The 14,838-nt window shown below is 52.7% G+C and carries 17 protein-coding genes; 5 read left to right on the top strand and 12 right to left on the bottom strand.

Annotated features, from left to right (window positions below; all coding sequences use genetic code 11):
- Positions 1-53: 53 nt before the first annotated feature.
- Genes IRJ17_RS14735 through IRJ17_RS14715 form a run of 5 tightly spaced genes read right to left on the bottom strand, consistent with a single transcriptional unit; the run spans position 54 to position 4,937 of the window.
- A complete protein-coding gene (locus IRJ17_RS14735) occupies positions 54-1,592 on the bottom strand; it encodes an acyl-CoA carboxylase subunit beta (RefSeq protein ID WP_122964987.1) in 1,539 nt (512 codons plus the stop codon).
- Positions 1,593-1,608: 16 nt separating this feature from the next.
- Entirely contained in the window at positions 1,609-2,382 is a 774-nt protein-coding gene (locus tag IRJ17_RS14730; protein WP_242770966.1) for an enoyl-CoA hydratase-related protein, read from the bottom strand.
- Positions 2,383-2,396: 14 nt separating this feature from the next.
- On the bottom strand, positions 2,397-3,311 hold the full coding sequence (locus IRJ17_RS14725; protein WP_242770964.1) for a hydroxymethylglutaryl-CoA lyase: 915 nt from the start codon (positions 3,309-3,311) through the stop codon (positions 2,397-2,399).
- 49 nt (positions 3,312-3,360) lie between these two features.
- Positions 3,361-3,573 (bottom strand): biotin/lipoyl-containing protein, encoded by a 213-nt coding sequence (locus tag IRJ17_RS14720; RefSeq protein WP_122964984.1) that lies wholly within the window; start codon positions 3,571-3,573, stop codon positions 3,361-3,363.
- A 14-nt stretch (positions 3,574-3,587) separates the two neighbouring features.
- Entirely contained in the window at positions 3,588-4,937 is a 1,350-nt protein-coding gene (locus IRJ17_RS14715; RefSeq protein ID WP_122964983.1) for an acetyl-CoA carboxylase biotin carboxylase subunit, read from the bottom strand.
- Positions 4,938-5,212: 275 nt separating this feature from the next.
- Here IRJ17_RS14715 and IRJ17_RS14710 point away from each other — a divergent pair, with 275 nt between their 5' ends.
- Positions 5,213-5,680 (top strand): N-acetyltransferase, encoded by a 468-nt coding sequence (locus IRJ17_RS14710; protein ID WP_063230368.1) that lies wholly within the window; start codon positions 5,213-5,215, stop codon positions 5,678-5,680.
- A gap of 71 nt (positions 5,681-5,751) precedes the next feature.
- Here the strand turns inward: IRJ17_RS14710 and IRJ17_RS14705 are convergent, their stop codons facing one another.
- The 3 genes from IRJ17_RS14705 to IRJ17_RS14695 all read right to left on the bottom strand — a co-directional run bounded on the left by IRJ17_RS14705 (position 5,752) and on the right by IRJ17_RS14695 (position 7,790).
- Positions 5,752-6,396 (bottom strand): RsfA family transcriptional regulator, encoded by a 645-nt coding sequence (locus tag IRJ17_RS14705; protein WP_242770962.1) that lies wholly within the window; start codon positions 6,394-6,396, stop codon positions 5,752-5,754.
- Positions 6,397-6,536: 140 nt separating this feature from the next.
- Entirely contained in the window at positions 6,537-7,295 is a 759-nt protein-coding gene (locus IRJ17_RS14700) for an enoyl-CoA hydratase/isomerase family protein (protein WP_242770958.1), read from the bottom strand.
- A 117-nt stretch (positions 7,296-7,412) separates the two neighbouring features.
- Entirely contained in the window at positions 7,413-7,790 is a 378-nt protein-coding gene (locus tag IRJ17_RS14695) for a Spx/MgsR family RNA polymerase-binding regulatory protein (RefSeq protein WP_063229687.1), read from the bottom strand.
- A gap of 338 nt (positions 7,791-8,128) precedes the next feature.
- On the opposite strand from IRJ17_RS14695, the gene IRJ17_RS14690 reads away from it, so the two are divergent.
- Positions 8,129-8,827, top strand: a complete 699-nt coding sequence (locus IRJ17_RS14690; protein ID WP_122964979.1) for a helix-turn-helix transcriptional regulator — start codon at positions 8,129-8,131, stop codon at positions 8,825-8,827.
- A 150-nt stretch (positions 8,828-8,977) separates the two neighbouring features.
- Positions 8,978-9,244, top strand: a complete 267-nt coding sequence (locus IRJ17_RS14685; RefSeq protein ID WP_063229689.1) for a DUF2626 domain-containing protein — start codon at positions 8,978-8,980, stop codon at positions 9,242-9,244.
- Positions 9,245-9,277: 33 nt separating this feature from the next.
- Here IRJ17_RS14685 and IRJ17_RS14680 read toward each other — a convergent pair whose 3' ends face one another.
- Positions 9,278-10,417: a class I SAM-dependent methyltransferase gene (locus tag IRJ17_RS14680; protein ID WP_242770956.1), complete on the bottom strand. Its 1,140-nt coding sequence runs from the start codon at positions 10,415-10,417 to the stop codon at positions 9,278-9,280.
- 111 nt (positions 10,418-10,528) lie between these two features.
- On the opposite strand from IRJ17_RS14680, the gene IRJ17_RS14675 reads away from it, so the two are divergent.
- Complete coding sequence (locus tag IRJ17_RS14675) at positions 10,529-11,602, top strand: coiled-coil domain-containing protein (protein ID WP_173597026.1); 1,074 nt, start codon at positions 10,529-10,531, stop codon at positions 11,600-11,602.
- 13 nt (positions 11,603-11,615) lie between these two features.
- Here IRJ17_RS14675 and IRJ17_RS14670 read toward each other — a convergent pair whose 3' ends face one another.
- Together IRJ17_RS14670 and IRJ17_RS14665 are read right to left on the bottom strand one after the other, a co-directional pair.
- The gene (locus IRJ17_RS14670; RefSeq protein WP_242770954.1) at positions 11,616-12,902 is read right to left on the bottom strand and encodes a CapA family protein; all 1,287 of its coding nucleotides are present in this window, start codon (positions 12,900-12,902) and stop codon (positions 11,616-11,618) included.
- A 96-nt stretch (positions 12,903-12,998) separates the two neighbouring features.
- Positions 12,999-13,646, bottom strand: a complete 648-nt coding sequence (locus IRJ17_RS14665) for an MBL fold metallo-hydrolase (RefSeq protein WP_217021552.1) — start codon at positions 13,644-13,646, stop codon at positions 12,999-13,001.
- 65 nt (positions 13,647-13,711) lie between these two features.
- On the opposite strand from IRJ17_RS14665, the gene IRJ17_RS14660 reads away from it, so the two are divergent.
- On the top strand, positions 13,712-14,212 hold the full coding sequence (locus IRJ17_RS14660) for a hypothetical protein (protein ID WP_122964974.1): 501 nt from the start codon (positions 13,712-13,714) through the stop codon (positions 14,210-14,212).
- A gap of 75 nt (positions 14,213-14,287) precedes the next feature.
- Here the strand turns inward: IRJ17_RS14660 and IRJ17_RS14655 are convergent, their stop codons facing one another.
- Positions 14,288-14,833, bottom strand: a complete 546-nt coding sequence (locus IRJ17_RS14655) for a hypothetical protein (protein WP_373926278.1) — start codon at positions 14,831-14,833, stop codon at positions 14,288-14,290.
- Positions 14,834-14,838: the final 5 nt, after the last annotated feature.

The raw sequence follows: 14,838 nt of genomic DNA, 5'->3' as shown, positions 1-14,838 counted from the left end.
TTCAATCTGCTCAAAAAAGACTGCCGCGGGATAGCGACAGTCTCAACGAATATTTATACAGGATAAACGGGATGCTTGCGGTCAGAGAAAACTTGCCGTTTCCCCTTGTAAATCTCGTAGCGCGAAATCAGATCATGGCGCAAACCGCTCGGCGGCACAATCGCGTCGACGATCAGGTTGGAAGCCAGCAAATACAAGTCGATGTCCTCCTGGTATTCCTTGCGCTTCTCCTGAATGAACGCCTGACGTTCTGCCGGATCCTCGATCGCCTGAATTTTGTTGCTGTACACAGCGTTTACGGCAGCTTCCGGGCCCATGACCGCGATTTGCGCTCCAGGCAGGGCAATGCACGCGTCCGGTTCAAACGCCGAGCTGGCCATGGCGTACAGTCCGGCTCCATACGCCTTGCGCACAATCACGGAAATTTTCGGTACGGTCGCCTCGGCCATAGCGGAAATCATTTTCGCCCCGTGACGGATGATGCCCGCCCGCTCTACTGCGGTGCCGATCATGAAGCCTGGGACGTCGGCCAAAAACAGCAGCGGGATTCCAAACGCATCGCACAAAGTAATGAAGCGCGCCGCTTTGTCGGCGGAATCGACGAACAGGACGCCGCCTTTGACCCGTGGCTGGTTGGCGATGATCCCGACCGGCTTGCCATCCAGACGGGCAAGACCCGTAATCAGCTCCTGGGCGAACAGCTTCTTGATCTCGAAAAATGAATCCGCATCAACGAGCGATTGAATGAGATCGTGCATGTTGAACGCGGCATTTTGGTTTTCCGGTACGATAGTAGTGATGTCTTTGGCCGTCTCGATCGGCGCTTTTGCCGCCTGGAGCGGAGGCTGCTCGCTGTAGTTCGCCGGGAAAAAGCTCAAGTAGGTGCGCGCAGACTGAATCGCTTCCTCTTCGTTTGCTGCCAGCACATCGCCGCAGCCGCTCACCGAGCAATGCATCCGGGCGCCGCCCAGCTCTTCCAGACTCACCTTTTCCCCGATCACCATCTCCGCCATGCGCGGCGAGCCGAGGTACATGCTCGCGTTTTTGTCGACCATGATCACAATGTCGCAAAAAGCCGGGATGTACGCGCCGCCCGCAGCAGATGGGCCGAACAAAATGCAGACTTGCGGAATTTTGCCGGACAGCTTCACTTGATTGTAAAAAATGCGTCCCGCTCCCCGTCTGCCGGGGAACATTTCCAACTGGTCGGTAATGCGAGCGCCTGCCGAGTCCACGAGGTAAATCAGCGGTACGCGCATTTTTTCCGCCGTTTCCTGGATGCGAATGATTTTTTCTACCGTCCGCGAGCCCCAGGAGCCTGCTTTGACCGTAGAGTCATTGGCCATGACGCATACCGTCTGGCCGTTTACTTTTCCAATCGCAGTCACGACGCCATCCGCAGGCAAATCTCCCGCCATGACATTGGCGAACAGCCCGTCCTCGACCATGAACTCATCGTCGAACAACAGCTTCAGCCGATCGCGCACGAACAGCTTGTTCTGCTCCTTGAGCTTTTCGTGGTATTTGGCATCGCCACCTTGCTTGATATGCGCGATCTTCTCCTGCAACGTCTCTTCCAAATGCTTGGTCATCGGCTACTCCCCCTCGTCACTCTCCGAGATAGATCGGTTTTCGTTTTTCTGCAAAAGCTGCCAGTCCTTCCAAACGGTCCTTGGTCGGAACGAGCAGCTGGTACGCATTGCTCTCCATCATCAATCCGGTTGCCAGCTCTACTTCGCTGCCGCAGTCGATGGCAAACTTGGCCTGGGCCAGCGCCAGCGGAGCATTGCTCGCAATCTGCGCTGCCAGCTCCATGGACACATTCATCAGTTGCTCGTGCGGCACGACGCGGTTGACAAGCCCGATCGCCAAAGCTTCCGCCGGGAAAACGCGCCGCGCTGTAAAAATCAGTTCTTTGGCGATGCCCTTGCCGACTAACCGCGGCAGCCGTTGCGTGCCGCCCGCTCCCGGGATAATGCCGAGAGAGGTTTCCGTCAAGCCCATTTGCGCCTGCTCGCTCATGATTCGCAAATCGCAGGCGAGCGCCAGCTCCGTACCGCCGCCAAGCGCCAAACCGTTGAGGGCAGCAATGACCGGCTTTTGCAGTTTTTCAAGCTCGCTGAACGTGTCGCGAATCGTCCGAATGTACACTTCCACCTGTTCGGGCGACATGCCTCGCCGTTCCTTCAAATCCGCGCCGGAGCAAAATGCCTTGTCTCCCGCCCCGGTGACGATGACGACACGCGTGCTGCGATCGCGGGCAAGTTCGGCGATGAGCTTGCGCAGTTCCGTCAAAGTCTCCAGGTTCAAACAGTTGAACACATCCGGCCGATCAAGCGTCACGACACCGACCAGCCCGTCTTTTCGATAGGAAATCGTCATGTGGCCCTTCCTCTCTACGTATGCTCCTCCTGCTTTTGCTTTGCCAGGTTTGCTTTCAAAACTTTGGAAGTCAGCTCCCTGCCCAGCTGTTCCTGGATGTAGGCACCTGCCTCTGTCAGCCGATTCAGGTCAACTCCGGTTTCATAGCCCATTCCGTGCAGCATGTAGACCAAGTCTTCCGTCGAAATGTTGCCTGCCGCCCCCGGTGCGTACGGGCATCCGCCCAAGCCGCCGATGGAGCTGTCAAAAATCCGGATGCCTTCCGCCAACGCTGCGACGACATTCGCCAGCCCGGTTCCTCGCGTGTCGTGAAAGTGCCCGGCTAAGCGCTCGGTCGTAACATCTTTCACAAGCTCCTGAAAAACCTCGTGCACTTGCTTTGGGGTTGCCACGCCGATCGTATCCCCGAGCGAAACTTCGGACACGCCCATCTCGACGAGCGCATGGGTCACTCTTCTCGTGTTGTCAACAGGGACGGCTCCCTCATACGGACAACCAAACACGGTGGAGACGTACCCGCGCACGCGCATGCCGAGAGCGAGCGCTTCCTTCGCCGCTTCCGCCAGCACAGGAAATGTTTCCGTGATGCTTTTGTTAATATTTTTGCGGTTATGGCTCTCCGAGGCAGACATGAACAGGGCAACTTCGCTCACGCCGCACAGGCGCGCCCGCTCCAGCCCGCGAACGTTTGGCACCAGCGCACTGATGCGCACGTCCTTTTTGCTGGCTGGAAGTATTCCTTGCAAAACTTCCTCGGCGTCCGCCAATTGCGGAATCCAGCGCGGATTGACAAACGAGCTGGCCTCGATCCGCACAAGCCCGGCGTCGATCAGCTTCTTAATCAACTCGATTTTTGCTTCTGCGGGTACGATGACGCTCTCATTTTGCAGCCCATCGCGTGGGCCAACCTCTACGATTTGCACGTTCACAATCTTCCCGCCCCTTTCCTAGCGACCGCTCAGTTTGGAAAGAAAAAAATTATTCGAGAACGACGATAATGTCGCCATCGTTGACAAAATCACCGATATTCGCTTTCACTTCCACGACTTTTCCCGCTTCCATCGACTGGACAGGCACTTCCATTTTCATCGATTCCAATACGATGACATCTTGCCCCTCGCTGATCGTGTCACCTGGCTGCACCAAAACAGAAATGACGGTTCCTGCCATATTCGCTGCTACTTGTTTCATCCAAGACCCTCTCCTTACTTGTGGTTGGTTTTCGTTGTCCGCTCCGTAATAAACCAGGTGGTGTAGTCTCCGCCCCGGAACTGTTCATCCGCCAATACTTCCTGCAAAAATGGAATATTCGTTTTAATACCAGTAATCAGAAAATGATGCATAGCTTCCTGCGCCCGCTCCACAGCTTCTTCCCTTGTCTCGCCGGAAATGATCACTTTGGCAATCATCGGGTCGTAAAAAGGCGTAACCTGTGTTCCCGACTCTACCCCGTCATCGATCCGCACATGCTCCATGGCAGGCGGCTGATACAGGCTGATCGTGCCTGGCGACGGCAAAAACGTCACCGGGTCTTCCGCGTACACACGCAGTTCAATCGCGTGCCGCTTCGCCTGAACATCGCGCTGTTCGACTGGCAGCGGCTGTCCATCGGCAATCGCCAGCTGCATAGCGACCAAATCGTATCCGGTCATCTCTTCGGTCACGGCGTGCTCCACTTGCAAGCGCGTGTTCATTTCCAAAAAGTAAAAATTTTTGTTTTCATCTACGATAAACTCGACCGTTCCCAGCCCTGTGTAGCCGACAGCCTTCGCTGCCTTGACGGCTGCCTCGCACAATTGTTCTCTCGTGGCAGGATCAAGAAAAGGCGACGGGCTTTCTTCCAGCACTTTTTGATGACGGCGCTGAATGGAACACTCCCGCTCCAGCAGATGAATGACATTGCCAGCGTTGTCGGCTGCAATCTGCACCTCGATATGCCGCGGGCGCTCCACATATTTTTCCACGTACATCGCATCGTTGCCGAAATACGCTTTGGCGCGACCCTTTGCCGACTGATAGGCTTGCAATAGCTGCGACTCTTCACGGCATATTTGCATGCCGATCCCGCCCCCGCCAGCACTGGCCTTCAACATGACCGGATAGCCGATTTGAGCGGCCTGCGCTGTCGCTTCTTCCACTGTCGCAAGCGAATCTTCGCAGCCTGGCACGACAGGCACGCCTGCCTCCTGCATGATTCTGCGGGCCGTCAGCTTGTCGCCCATTTGCCCGATGACCTTGGGCGAAGGTCCAATGAATACAAGCCCTTCTTCTAGAACGCGCCTCGCGAACGCTTCGTTTTCCGAAAGCAGTCCGTAGCCGGGATGAATGGCATCGGCATTCGTGCTTTTCGCCGCCGCGATGATAGCCTCTACGTTCAAGTAGCTGTGCGGCACTGGCGGCGGGCCGATATGGACGGCTTCATCCGCTTCACGGACAAACGGCAGGTCGCGGTCGGCATCCGAGTAGACGGCTACGGTTGCGACTCCTTTTTCGCGGCAGGTGCGCATAATTCTTCTGGCAATCTCACCACGGTTTGCGATCAATACCTTACGCATGGCAACGCTCCCCTCTTTGACAAACCGACTCCAATCGAAAGCGTTTCCAAATTGTTTGCTCGGTTTGTTTCATGTGATGCTTACTTCTATTTTGCCATGAGAATGAACATAGTTCTAGAAAGAATTTTTAAATTTTTTCCATGAACCTTTTTTCGCTTTCTGACAATTCCGCAACGCGGCAAAGAAAACGCTTCGGAAAATCCGATCATGGTGTATAATAAAGGGGAGTGGCCTAAGCCGGCCAAGGCAAAGAGCTGTGAGAGGAGTGGCTGACCATGTTTGAAGTAAGACGTTTACAGATCAACTACAAGACACTGGAGGAATTTCAAAAGTTTCGCGAATTTGGCCTGGAGGAGCTTTCGATGAAGGAAGACCTGGAGGCGAACATCGTGGAGAACGATTCGGAATCTCCTTTTTACGGTATTTATGACAACGATCTTCTGGTAGCACGCATGAGCCTCTATAAAATCGACGGGAAATACGACCGTTATTTCCAACCAGCCCAAGATTACTACGAGCTGTGGAAGCTTGAAGTCCTGCCTGATTACCGCAGCAAAGACTACGGCACGGCTTTGGTTAACCACGCAAAAAGCTTTGGCGCTCCTATTAAAACAAACTCCCGCTGTCGTGCGGACGAATTTTGGCTGAAAATGGGCTTTACCCCTGTCAAATACAATCCGATGCGCGATCGCGGCGAAAACCCTTACGTCTGGTTGCCAGAGAATGTGGAGCTGCAAGACTAGCTCTTCCTTTGGACAGGACAGAAAAAAGAAGCGGAATGTAACCGCTTCTTTTTTTGTTTGCTGCGCAGCATTTATTTTTCCACTCGCTCCAGGTTGCCGTTCTCATCCATTTTGAAAATAGCTTTGGAGGACTCCTCTTCCTGCAAAAAGGCCAGCTTGCGCGCGCGATCCATGATCTGAACAAGCGCGCGGTAATCGTCATTTACTCCCTGCACCTGCTCCAGTTCTTTTTTGGCTCGCTCATGCGCATCCTTCAATTCTTTTAACTCCAAATCTTTGCCTTCCAACTCTTGTTCCAGTTGTCGCAAGCGCCTTGCCATTTCCTTCTGGTTGACGAGCATGCGAATAACCGATTCGATTTGCTCTTCTTCCACTGATTCCAGTTCAGAAGCCTGCATCTCGGCAACAGCAGGCGGCAATTGCCTTTGCGGCAACAAAACAGCCTCTGTCTCCACAGTGGTAGCTGGCGTTTGAATCCTGCCCATCTTCTTCAATTGCTGTCTCTGACTTTTGGCTATCGAGATTGCCGCATCGTAACGTTTGCGCACGCAACTATTCCAGCGAAATCCGCACGCAGCTGCTGTCCTGCCCAACCTTTGACCCACTTCTTCAAATGCGGCAAGTTGTGTACCGCCTTCGCGTATGTGGCGCAAGGTGACTTCCGCCAACACGAGATCGTCATCTTCGGTCCATGCGTCTTGTCTGGAAGCTACCATATGAGTCCCTCCCGTTACCTTTAAAAAGGATGATGTAGTTCATCCTATGCTTTTCCCTACTCTTGTAGAATCGCTTTCTACTAGAAAAAGTATGTCCAAGCAAATAAATGTTTAAACGAGAAGAACCATCTGGCGGGCGGTTACTGCTTGTTCAGAAATTTTTCCACGACGGCGACATGCGCCGGACTTCCCCATAGTTTTGCGCATTGATCCACTTCGCGCTCGATGCGCTCGGCCCGCACGATTCCTTCCCGCTTCCAGCGAACGAGCTGCATGTACGCTTCGATCCCTTCCAACGGCTGCGCGGCGATTTTTTTCGCGAACGCGTGCACAGCCGCTTGCAGCTGATCGTGCGGGTAGATTTCGTCCACGAAGCCGTACGACTTGGCCTCTTGCGCCGTCAGCCTTTCTCCCGCCAGCAAAAGAGCCAACGCTTTCGACTCGGGGAGCATGTCGAGAAGCCTGCTTCCCCCGCCCCAGCCTGTCGTAATATGCATGCCGATCTGCACAAAGCCGAACCGCGCCTGCTCGCTGGCGAAGCGAAAATGGCAAGCGCCTGCAAATTCGCATCCGCCTCCGACAGCAGCGCCGTTGATCATGGCAATGACAGGCTTGGTGAACGTGTCGATGGCAGACAACAGTCCCGCCACCTTGCTCAGCAGCGGATACGCCTGATCATATCCGCGCGCCGCGATAAACTGGTTCAAGTCTCCCCCGGAGACAAAACTTTTGCCTGTACCTGTAATGATGAGCACCTTCACCTGCGAATCTGCCTGGCAGTCCGCCAAAACATGGTGCAGCTCGTCGACCAGCTCCATGCTGACCGCGTTATGTACGTGCGGCCGATTCAGCGTAATCGTGGCAATGCCCGCTTCTTTTTGCAGCAGTACGGTATCCATGAGCGCAATCTCATCCTTTGCTTCGATTTTGTTTGCTTTATTTTACTGGTTTGCGCGACAAAATCATATCGGATGCGGTTAAAAAAAGAAAAGAGAAGGCAGTATGCCTCCTCCTTTTCAGGACAACAAGTTTTTCATCGCGGAAGAATTGAAGCCGACAATCAAATTCTCGCCATCTGTCAAAATCGGGCGCTTCAGAAGCTGCGGCTCTTCGCTCAGCATCTCCAGCAACTCTTTGACAGACATGTCATTAATATCGACGTCCAAGTTTTTGAAGCGTTGGCTTCTCGTGGACAAAATCTCGTCCAGTCCGTTTGTCGTCATTTTGATGATGTCGAGCAGCTCTTCGGCTGTCGGCGGGTTTTTAAACAGGTGACGCTCTTCGTAATTGACGCCATTCTCTGCCAGCCATGCTTTGGCTTTGCGACAGGATGTGCAGCTCGGATACGTGAAAAACGTTAATTTTTGTGTTTGAGTACGTTCAGCAACTGCCATCGGTTACCCCTCCATCTCATCTATACCCATTTGGTTTCGTGTATTCTTGGTGTTTCTGTATGCTCTTTTGCCAATTGCCGGATGCAATTGCTTTGAGCTATTAACTCACAAAAAGTAAGCTAATAAAAATTCTTTCCTTACTTTGGATTATAAATCTACAATAAACACTATGTCAATAGTAGTTAATCTAAAAACTAGGCAGAAAATTTGGGGGATGTGTTGTTATAGCACACTGCCACCTTAACAAGCCAAACAAAATCGGATACACTTATGTGGATGTGAAATTTTTTCAAACAAATATGGAACACGGTTTGTCACTTGAGAAAGGGGTATCCGGCATGGACCACGACGCGCATAAGTTAACCAGTGCTTTGGCAGACCCCACCCGCTTCTCCATTTACCAATTTGTCGCGTACAGCAAAGATCCAATCACTGTCCAGGATGTCGCAGACCACTTTTCCATCCATCCGAATGTGGCCCGCCTGCATCTGACAAAGCTGGAGGACGTGAATTTGCTCACAGCCGTCTCGGACAAAAGTGGCAAAGGTGGACGTCCCAGTCGATTGTATTCCCTGTCTGAACAGGTGGTGAGCCTCCAGTTCCCACCTCGCGACTATCAGCTTCTGGCCGATATCGCAATCGAAAGCCTGCTGTCGCTCGGCGAGGCGGGCGAAGCCGCTCTGATCAATATGGGGCATCGCATTGGTACAGAGATGGCGAAACGGGCGGTTGTCCAAAGCGGATTGAATCTGCAAACGGCTACTTTGGAAGAGAAATTGAACCTGATCCATCGACTCGTCGTTGCTCAGGGATTGAAACCCGATATTGAAAAGCTGGACGAAGGCACCCTTCGTTTTCGTGTAAACAACTGCACGTTTTCCGACACGGCCAAAAAATATCCGCGCGCGGTTTGCGAGATGCATAACGCTCTGCTCATGGGAATATTCGAAACGTACTTAGGGAAGATTGAATTACGTGAGGATGGCTCGATGATCAGGGGCTGCAAATCGTGCAACTATACGGTTATCCATTATTGAGAATGATCCTCACCCGGACGGTGATTTGAAGCGTTTTCCTTCGCCCCAAATCCGTCATACCTTTATCGTTTACACGTCTTCGCCTGTCCTTTATAATGGGGTAGGAATCTTGTAAATCTTACCGATCTAGGCAAAAAGGGGGGACAACAAATGGATCGTATGTATCGCGTGCTTGGTTTCTGGACCATCGTTATCGCGCTGATGGCGTTCTGGGGCGGTCTGTACCCAATGTCGCTCATCTTCTTCGGTCTTACAGCATTCTTCGTAGCGTTGAGCTACATGAGCCTGACTGAGCGAGTGTATCTGAACATTTTTTTCGGCTTCATGTTCCTGTCTTTTGTAGGGTTCACGTACTACACGTTCTTCGTAATGCCTGTAGGCCCGCAAGAACACGCTTTCATGCAACTGATGATGTAAGAAAAAAAGATGCTCATCTGCGAGCATCTTTTTTTATGCAAACGACCTGAAAAAGCTTGCCGTATCCAGGCTGTTCTCCACGCCTTTTTGCTGGATCATGACTCGAAACCGTCCGCCCAGCCCGGCAGGATCAATCAACTGCAACAACGCCCGGTTGCGTTTCATCGCGACACTTGTAAACGGGTCTGTATCGTGATGGACGACCGCTTTGGTCAAAAGACCGCTCTGGAGCAAAAATTTATCCTGGCGCATATACAAAACCTCTCGCAACCCCGCCGCTTCGCCAAAACGGCTCCATGCGGAAAAATTGACGTGCGCCGTTATATCTTGTTCGCCGACGTGAATGTACGGATTATCGTGGGCTTGATGGCGGTAGTAGCACATCAGTGTCCCGTTTTTCCGGCTGGCATGATACAACTCCTCTTGTCTGTCGCCGTAATCGATCGTTATGACATATCCTTTGGCAAGCAGGCGTCCGACCTGCTGCGCCGCCTGTTCCAACGCGAGATTCACTTCGATGCGCATCCCGTTTGGCATCGCGGTAGCAGCCTCGATTTCTGTCAGGCTGTTCAAAAGCGTGGCTCCCGGCTCTTGCAGCACCTCCGTGAACTGCCCCTCCTCGCATGTCACCGCTACTTCCTTCCAACCCGTTTTCGTCTTTTGCGCCAAGTGGACGGGAAAAGCATCCAGCCATTCATTGGACACGATCACTCCTTCTAGCCCGCCTGCTTGCGCTGCTTCTTCCAGTGACGAATACCATATTTTGCGCACCTCGTGCTCGCAAAGGGCCTCTTGCTGTTTTTGGCGATGATACGGGCTTGCTTCTATCAACACAACCGTAAGCTTGGCGTACACATCTGGCGCTGCTTCCTGTATGCGGGCAAGCATGCTTTTGCACAAGGAGCCAGTCCCGCCTCCGATTTCAACGAGCACAGGCTGCTCAATCGCCGCGGTGCTCCACAGCTTTATCACGGCATCCGCCAATGTTTCCCCGAAGACAGCGTGTACGGTCGCGCTGGTAAAAAAATCGCCATCTTTGCCTACCTTGGGCAAGTCCGACATATAATAGCCGTAGGAGTCGTGGTAGAGGGCCAGTTCCATAAAGCGTGCGAACGGGATCGCGCCTCCCTCCTGGCTTTCCATTTCACGGCGAATCATAGCGTTTATATCCATGGGCTCTTCTCCTGCTATCCAAATTCAACCTGATAAGGCTATAATACGAAAAAGAAGTCATACAATGTGGAAAGGCAAGCGACTTCCATCATGAAAGCAAAAGGTGAAAACATGCGTAAATTTTTGCTCGTCTTGTTCCTGCTTGTATGTCCGCTGACTGTGTTCGCCCAGGAAGAGACTGCAATTCCGCTGGAGCAGTTGATCTTGCAGCAGCATTTTACCCAAAAAGAACTGGAGCGAACTCTCACCTTGCTCAAGGATGAAGAGACGCGAACCTATCGGGATATCGCTCAAATCGATCTGGACCTGCAACGCCAAAAGCTGGTGATTGAAGCGATGCAGCGCCATGCCGGCGAGGTGGCACGGGCTTATTACATGGGTGAACGCGCCAATCTTCTCACGCTTTTACTCAATGCGGAAAATTTCAATGAGTTTTTATTGATGTTCGATTTCTACCAGCTCGTGTACGAGTATGATATGAATCGGCTCCAGACGTACCACGCCGAGCGAGTGAAGCTTGCCACGATGCAGACAGACAAGCAAGCACGACTCACTCTGCTCCAGGACCTCCGCAAAAAATACGAGCTGCAACTGGCGGAGATGATCGCCATTCAGGCGGAAAAAGAAAAAAACGTGCAAAAGCTTGACGATCCTACCACCGTGGAAGCGCTGATGGATCATCTGATCAATGATTGGGAAAAACGCGGCTTGCCCGCTTTCCAGACGTTTTTTGGCATGCTGGCCAAAGTGATGGTGCAAGTACCGGAGTTGGCTACGCCTGACCGGATTCAGTCCGACGGCTTTTTCTCGCACACGTTGACGATCAAGCAGAGCGATTTCAACCAGTTTTTGATGCAAAAAGACGAATTGTTCAAGCAATCCCGTTTTTCTTTTGAAAACGACAAGCTGACTGTCGAAGGCACGTATGACCACATGGAGCTTCGGCTGGTCGGCAACTACGAGCTTGTCTCTCCTACCCAGTTGAAGTTCCACATCACGGAGCTTTATTTCGACGGGTTCGCCCTGCCGCAAGCAACTGTCGACGAAATGGAAAAGACGTACGACCTCGGCTTCTACCCCGAGCTGATCTCCCCGAATATTCAGGTGCAAGGAATCAGCCTGCAAAACGAAGAGCTGAAGCTTCAACTGAAATTGAATCTCCCCTTCGGCTTCGGAAAGAAATAAGGCCAGCTAACGGTTAGCTGGCTTTTTTCTTGGAAACAGCCATATTCATGTGAACAGGCATCTCCTTTTGCAAGCGGGTCATGTACTGGATGGCTTCTTTCGTGAGGCCCGGATACTTCTCCCCGCGCTGCAATCCCTCCAATGTCTCCGCCACGGGATAAACGACATAATTGCGCTTGTTGTTTTTGCGGAAAAAATGAACGTAGGTCGGCAGCATTTCCGCCTGTTCGATACTCGCCTTTCCAGACTCGTCCTTGTGCAGCGTAAGCTTGAGAATCGCGCCGACATCTTTGTAATCCCATCTCTGGGCAGAGACGAAGTTCCCCAGCGAATACGTAATCAAGCCTTTGTGTTGTGTGCCGTCCTCCCGCGTAACGGTTTTCCATTCGTACGGCTGAACCACGTGCGGATGCGCCCCCAAAATCAAGTCGGCTCCGTACGTCAAGCACAGCTCGGCTGTCTTGATCTGCTCCGCATTCGGCAACCGCTGATACTCGACCCCAAAGTGCAGGGCGACGGCAACGAGATCGGCTCCCTTTTCTTTCGCACGGGCAATGTCCTGTTTCATCAACTCAGGCGAAATCAGGTTGACGAGGTATGGCTTGTCCTTGGGGATGGCGATTCCGTTCGTCCCGTACGTATAGGAAAGCAGAGCGAGCGTAAATCCGTCCTTGGTCAAAAGCAGCGGCTCTTCGCGCTCTTTGGCACTGGCAAACGTCCCTGTGTGCAAAATTCCCGCCTGATCGAGGTACTTGAGCGTTTGCAGCACGCCTTGCTCTTTGCGATCCATCGAGTGGTTGTTCGCAGTCGTTACCGCAGTGAAACCGACTTCCTTCAATGTCTGCCCCAAAGATTCCGGGGAATTGAACATCGGATATCCCGAGTAGCGGGCCTGACTGCCGCTCATCGTCGTTTCCAGATTGCCGATTACCCAGTCAGCCTGCTGAAACAGCGGCGTGACGTAAGGAAAAAACTTGTGAAAGTCATACGTTTTGGTCGCCGGGTTCCAGACGGCATCCATTTGCTCCTGGTGAACCATGATATCCCCGACCGCGAGAAGCGAAATCCGCTGTTCCGGAAAACGGGATGGCGGCGCTTCCCCAGTTGGGGGGACTGTATCGGATGGCGAGTCAGTAGTCGGTTCCTCTGCTGTCTGCGGCGTGGCATTGTCGGACGGACTCACTTGCAGGACAGGAGCCTTGGAAGCGTGGCTATCAGGGGCTGCTGGCGGGACACATCCGGCCAGACTCATACAGCCTAACGTTGTGATGATGACCCACTTGTTCCATGTTTGCTTCATGACAATAGCTCCTTTGGCGATAATGTAACCCACTTCCTTTTCGCCGTCTGCAAGCCATTTCCTCTTCTTTTGCCTCATAAACAATCGTGAAGTCTTTTAGCGCAGCATGCCTGTCACGAACGGATTGTACGTTTTTTCGTAGTCAATCGTCGTCTTGGGACCGTGTCCAGGGTAGACGATGGTGTCATCTTCCAGCTCAAACAGCTTGTCTTGAATGCTGATCATCAGCGTCTCGTAGTCGCCTCCGAACAAATCGGTACGGCCGATGCTTTGCTGGAACAGGACGTCCCCGCCAAAGCAATGCTTTCCGATCACAAAGGAACAGCTTCCCGGAGAGTGCCCGGGCGTATGCAGCACCTGGATGTCGAAACCAGCCAGAGCAAGCGTTTGCCCATCGGCAAGCTCATGCTCTGCCCGCTCGCAAACAATCGGCTCAGGCAGTCCCCAGCGGCTCGACCCGTTCAGATCAGGATTGGTCAGCCACTCTTGTTCCAGCGGGTGAATGTACACCGGAGCTTTGGTCAGCGCTCTTACTTGATTCAGCCCTCCGATATGGTCGAGATGCGCATGGGTCAACAAGATCGCTACGACGTTTTTACCGGCAATTTCCTGGAGCAGCCGCTCTGGCTGCATACCTGGATCAATGACAATCGTTTCGTTTGTTTCTTTGTTGGTCAAGACGTAGGCATTCGTTTGAAAGCCTCCCAAGGCAAAAGATTGGACGGCGAGATGTTGGTCGCTCATAAGAATAGGAACCTCCCTGATTTTTTGATACGATAAAAAGAAAGCTTGCGAAAAGGATGAAGGATATGCGACATATGTACGGAATCGAGCTTGCGATCCCCGCCGGGAAACTGCCCGGGTTCTATGCTCAAGTCATACATAAAATCGGAGACCATGTCAATGTCTTTGCTCGGGACAAACTGCTTTTTATTGTCGAGAGCGAAGAAGAGCGGGACAAGCTTGCGGCGATCTTGCAAAAATCCAACATGCTTGGGGAGGAGTTCTCCTTGCTGCTGCTTCCTCCCCAAGCCGTAATAGACGAGGGGGCTGACATCGGCTTCGTCACGGAAAATGGCCATACGTTTGTTTATGCAGATCAAGTCGCGCTGTTTACGGCAGATAAAAACTCCGGCTCGCCCGACGATCGCTGGGCAGCGGCCGAGCAATGGAAAGAGCATGTCAAGGGCACGATCCCCCAGGCGGATCAAGCGGACACCATCTACCTCATCGACAGCAATCTGGCGGAGCTTGCCGCAGGGATCGCCAAGGCATACAAGGTCAAGCTGGACTTTCTGGCTTTGTCGTAACGTGCCTTCGCGCCGCGCATAAAAAAGCAGGCGGGCTCCCTTTTGGAGAACCCGCCTGCTTTTTTGCCGAGACGACTACTTGCTGTCAAAACGGAACCAGACTACCTGACCGCCCGAGACGCCGAAATTGGCCGTATATTTGCTGCCTTCGTACACAACCTCGGTTTCTCCGGACCCTTCGCCGTACAATTTTTTCAGTTGTTCCTTGCTGTCGTACATGGACAGCCCGCGGAGCGTCTGAAAGCGTGCCGCATCTTCTTTTGCCACGCCGCCGAGCATGATCGAGATCAATTCGCCTTTTCTGACCTTGACGAGCAGCTGTGTGCGATCGATCAAAAGCATGCCCATGACCGCCTCGCCCTCGCCTTTTGCCATTCTCTCCACCGTATAGCCTTCGCGGGAGATCATGTCCATAAAATCGGCTTTGGTCGGCTTTAGCAAGTCCATCGCTTCCTTGATGTTTTGGCCGAGGTAAACCCCGCTGACGCCATATTCCTGCTGATTTTCCGGATCAAACGCCCCGGCTGGCCCTGCTTGCGACGAACAGGCTGCAAGCATACAAGCAAGCAGTACAAACAGTCCAAGCATTCGGAATGAATTTTGCCATTTCAACGTGCCCACCTACT

It is taken from the genome of Brevibacillus parabrevis, from assembly GCF_022701015.1.
Taxonomy (GTDB): domain Bacteria; phylum Bacillota; class Bacilli; order Brevibacillales; family Brevibacillaceae; genus Brevibacillus; species Brevibacillus parabrevis.
This window is presented reverse-complemented; position numbering and strand designations above follow the sequence as displayed.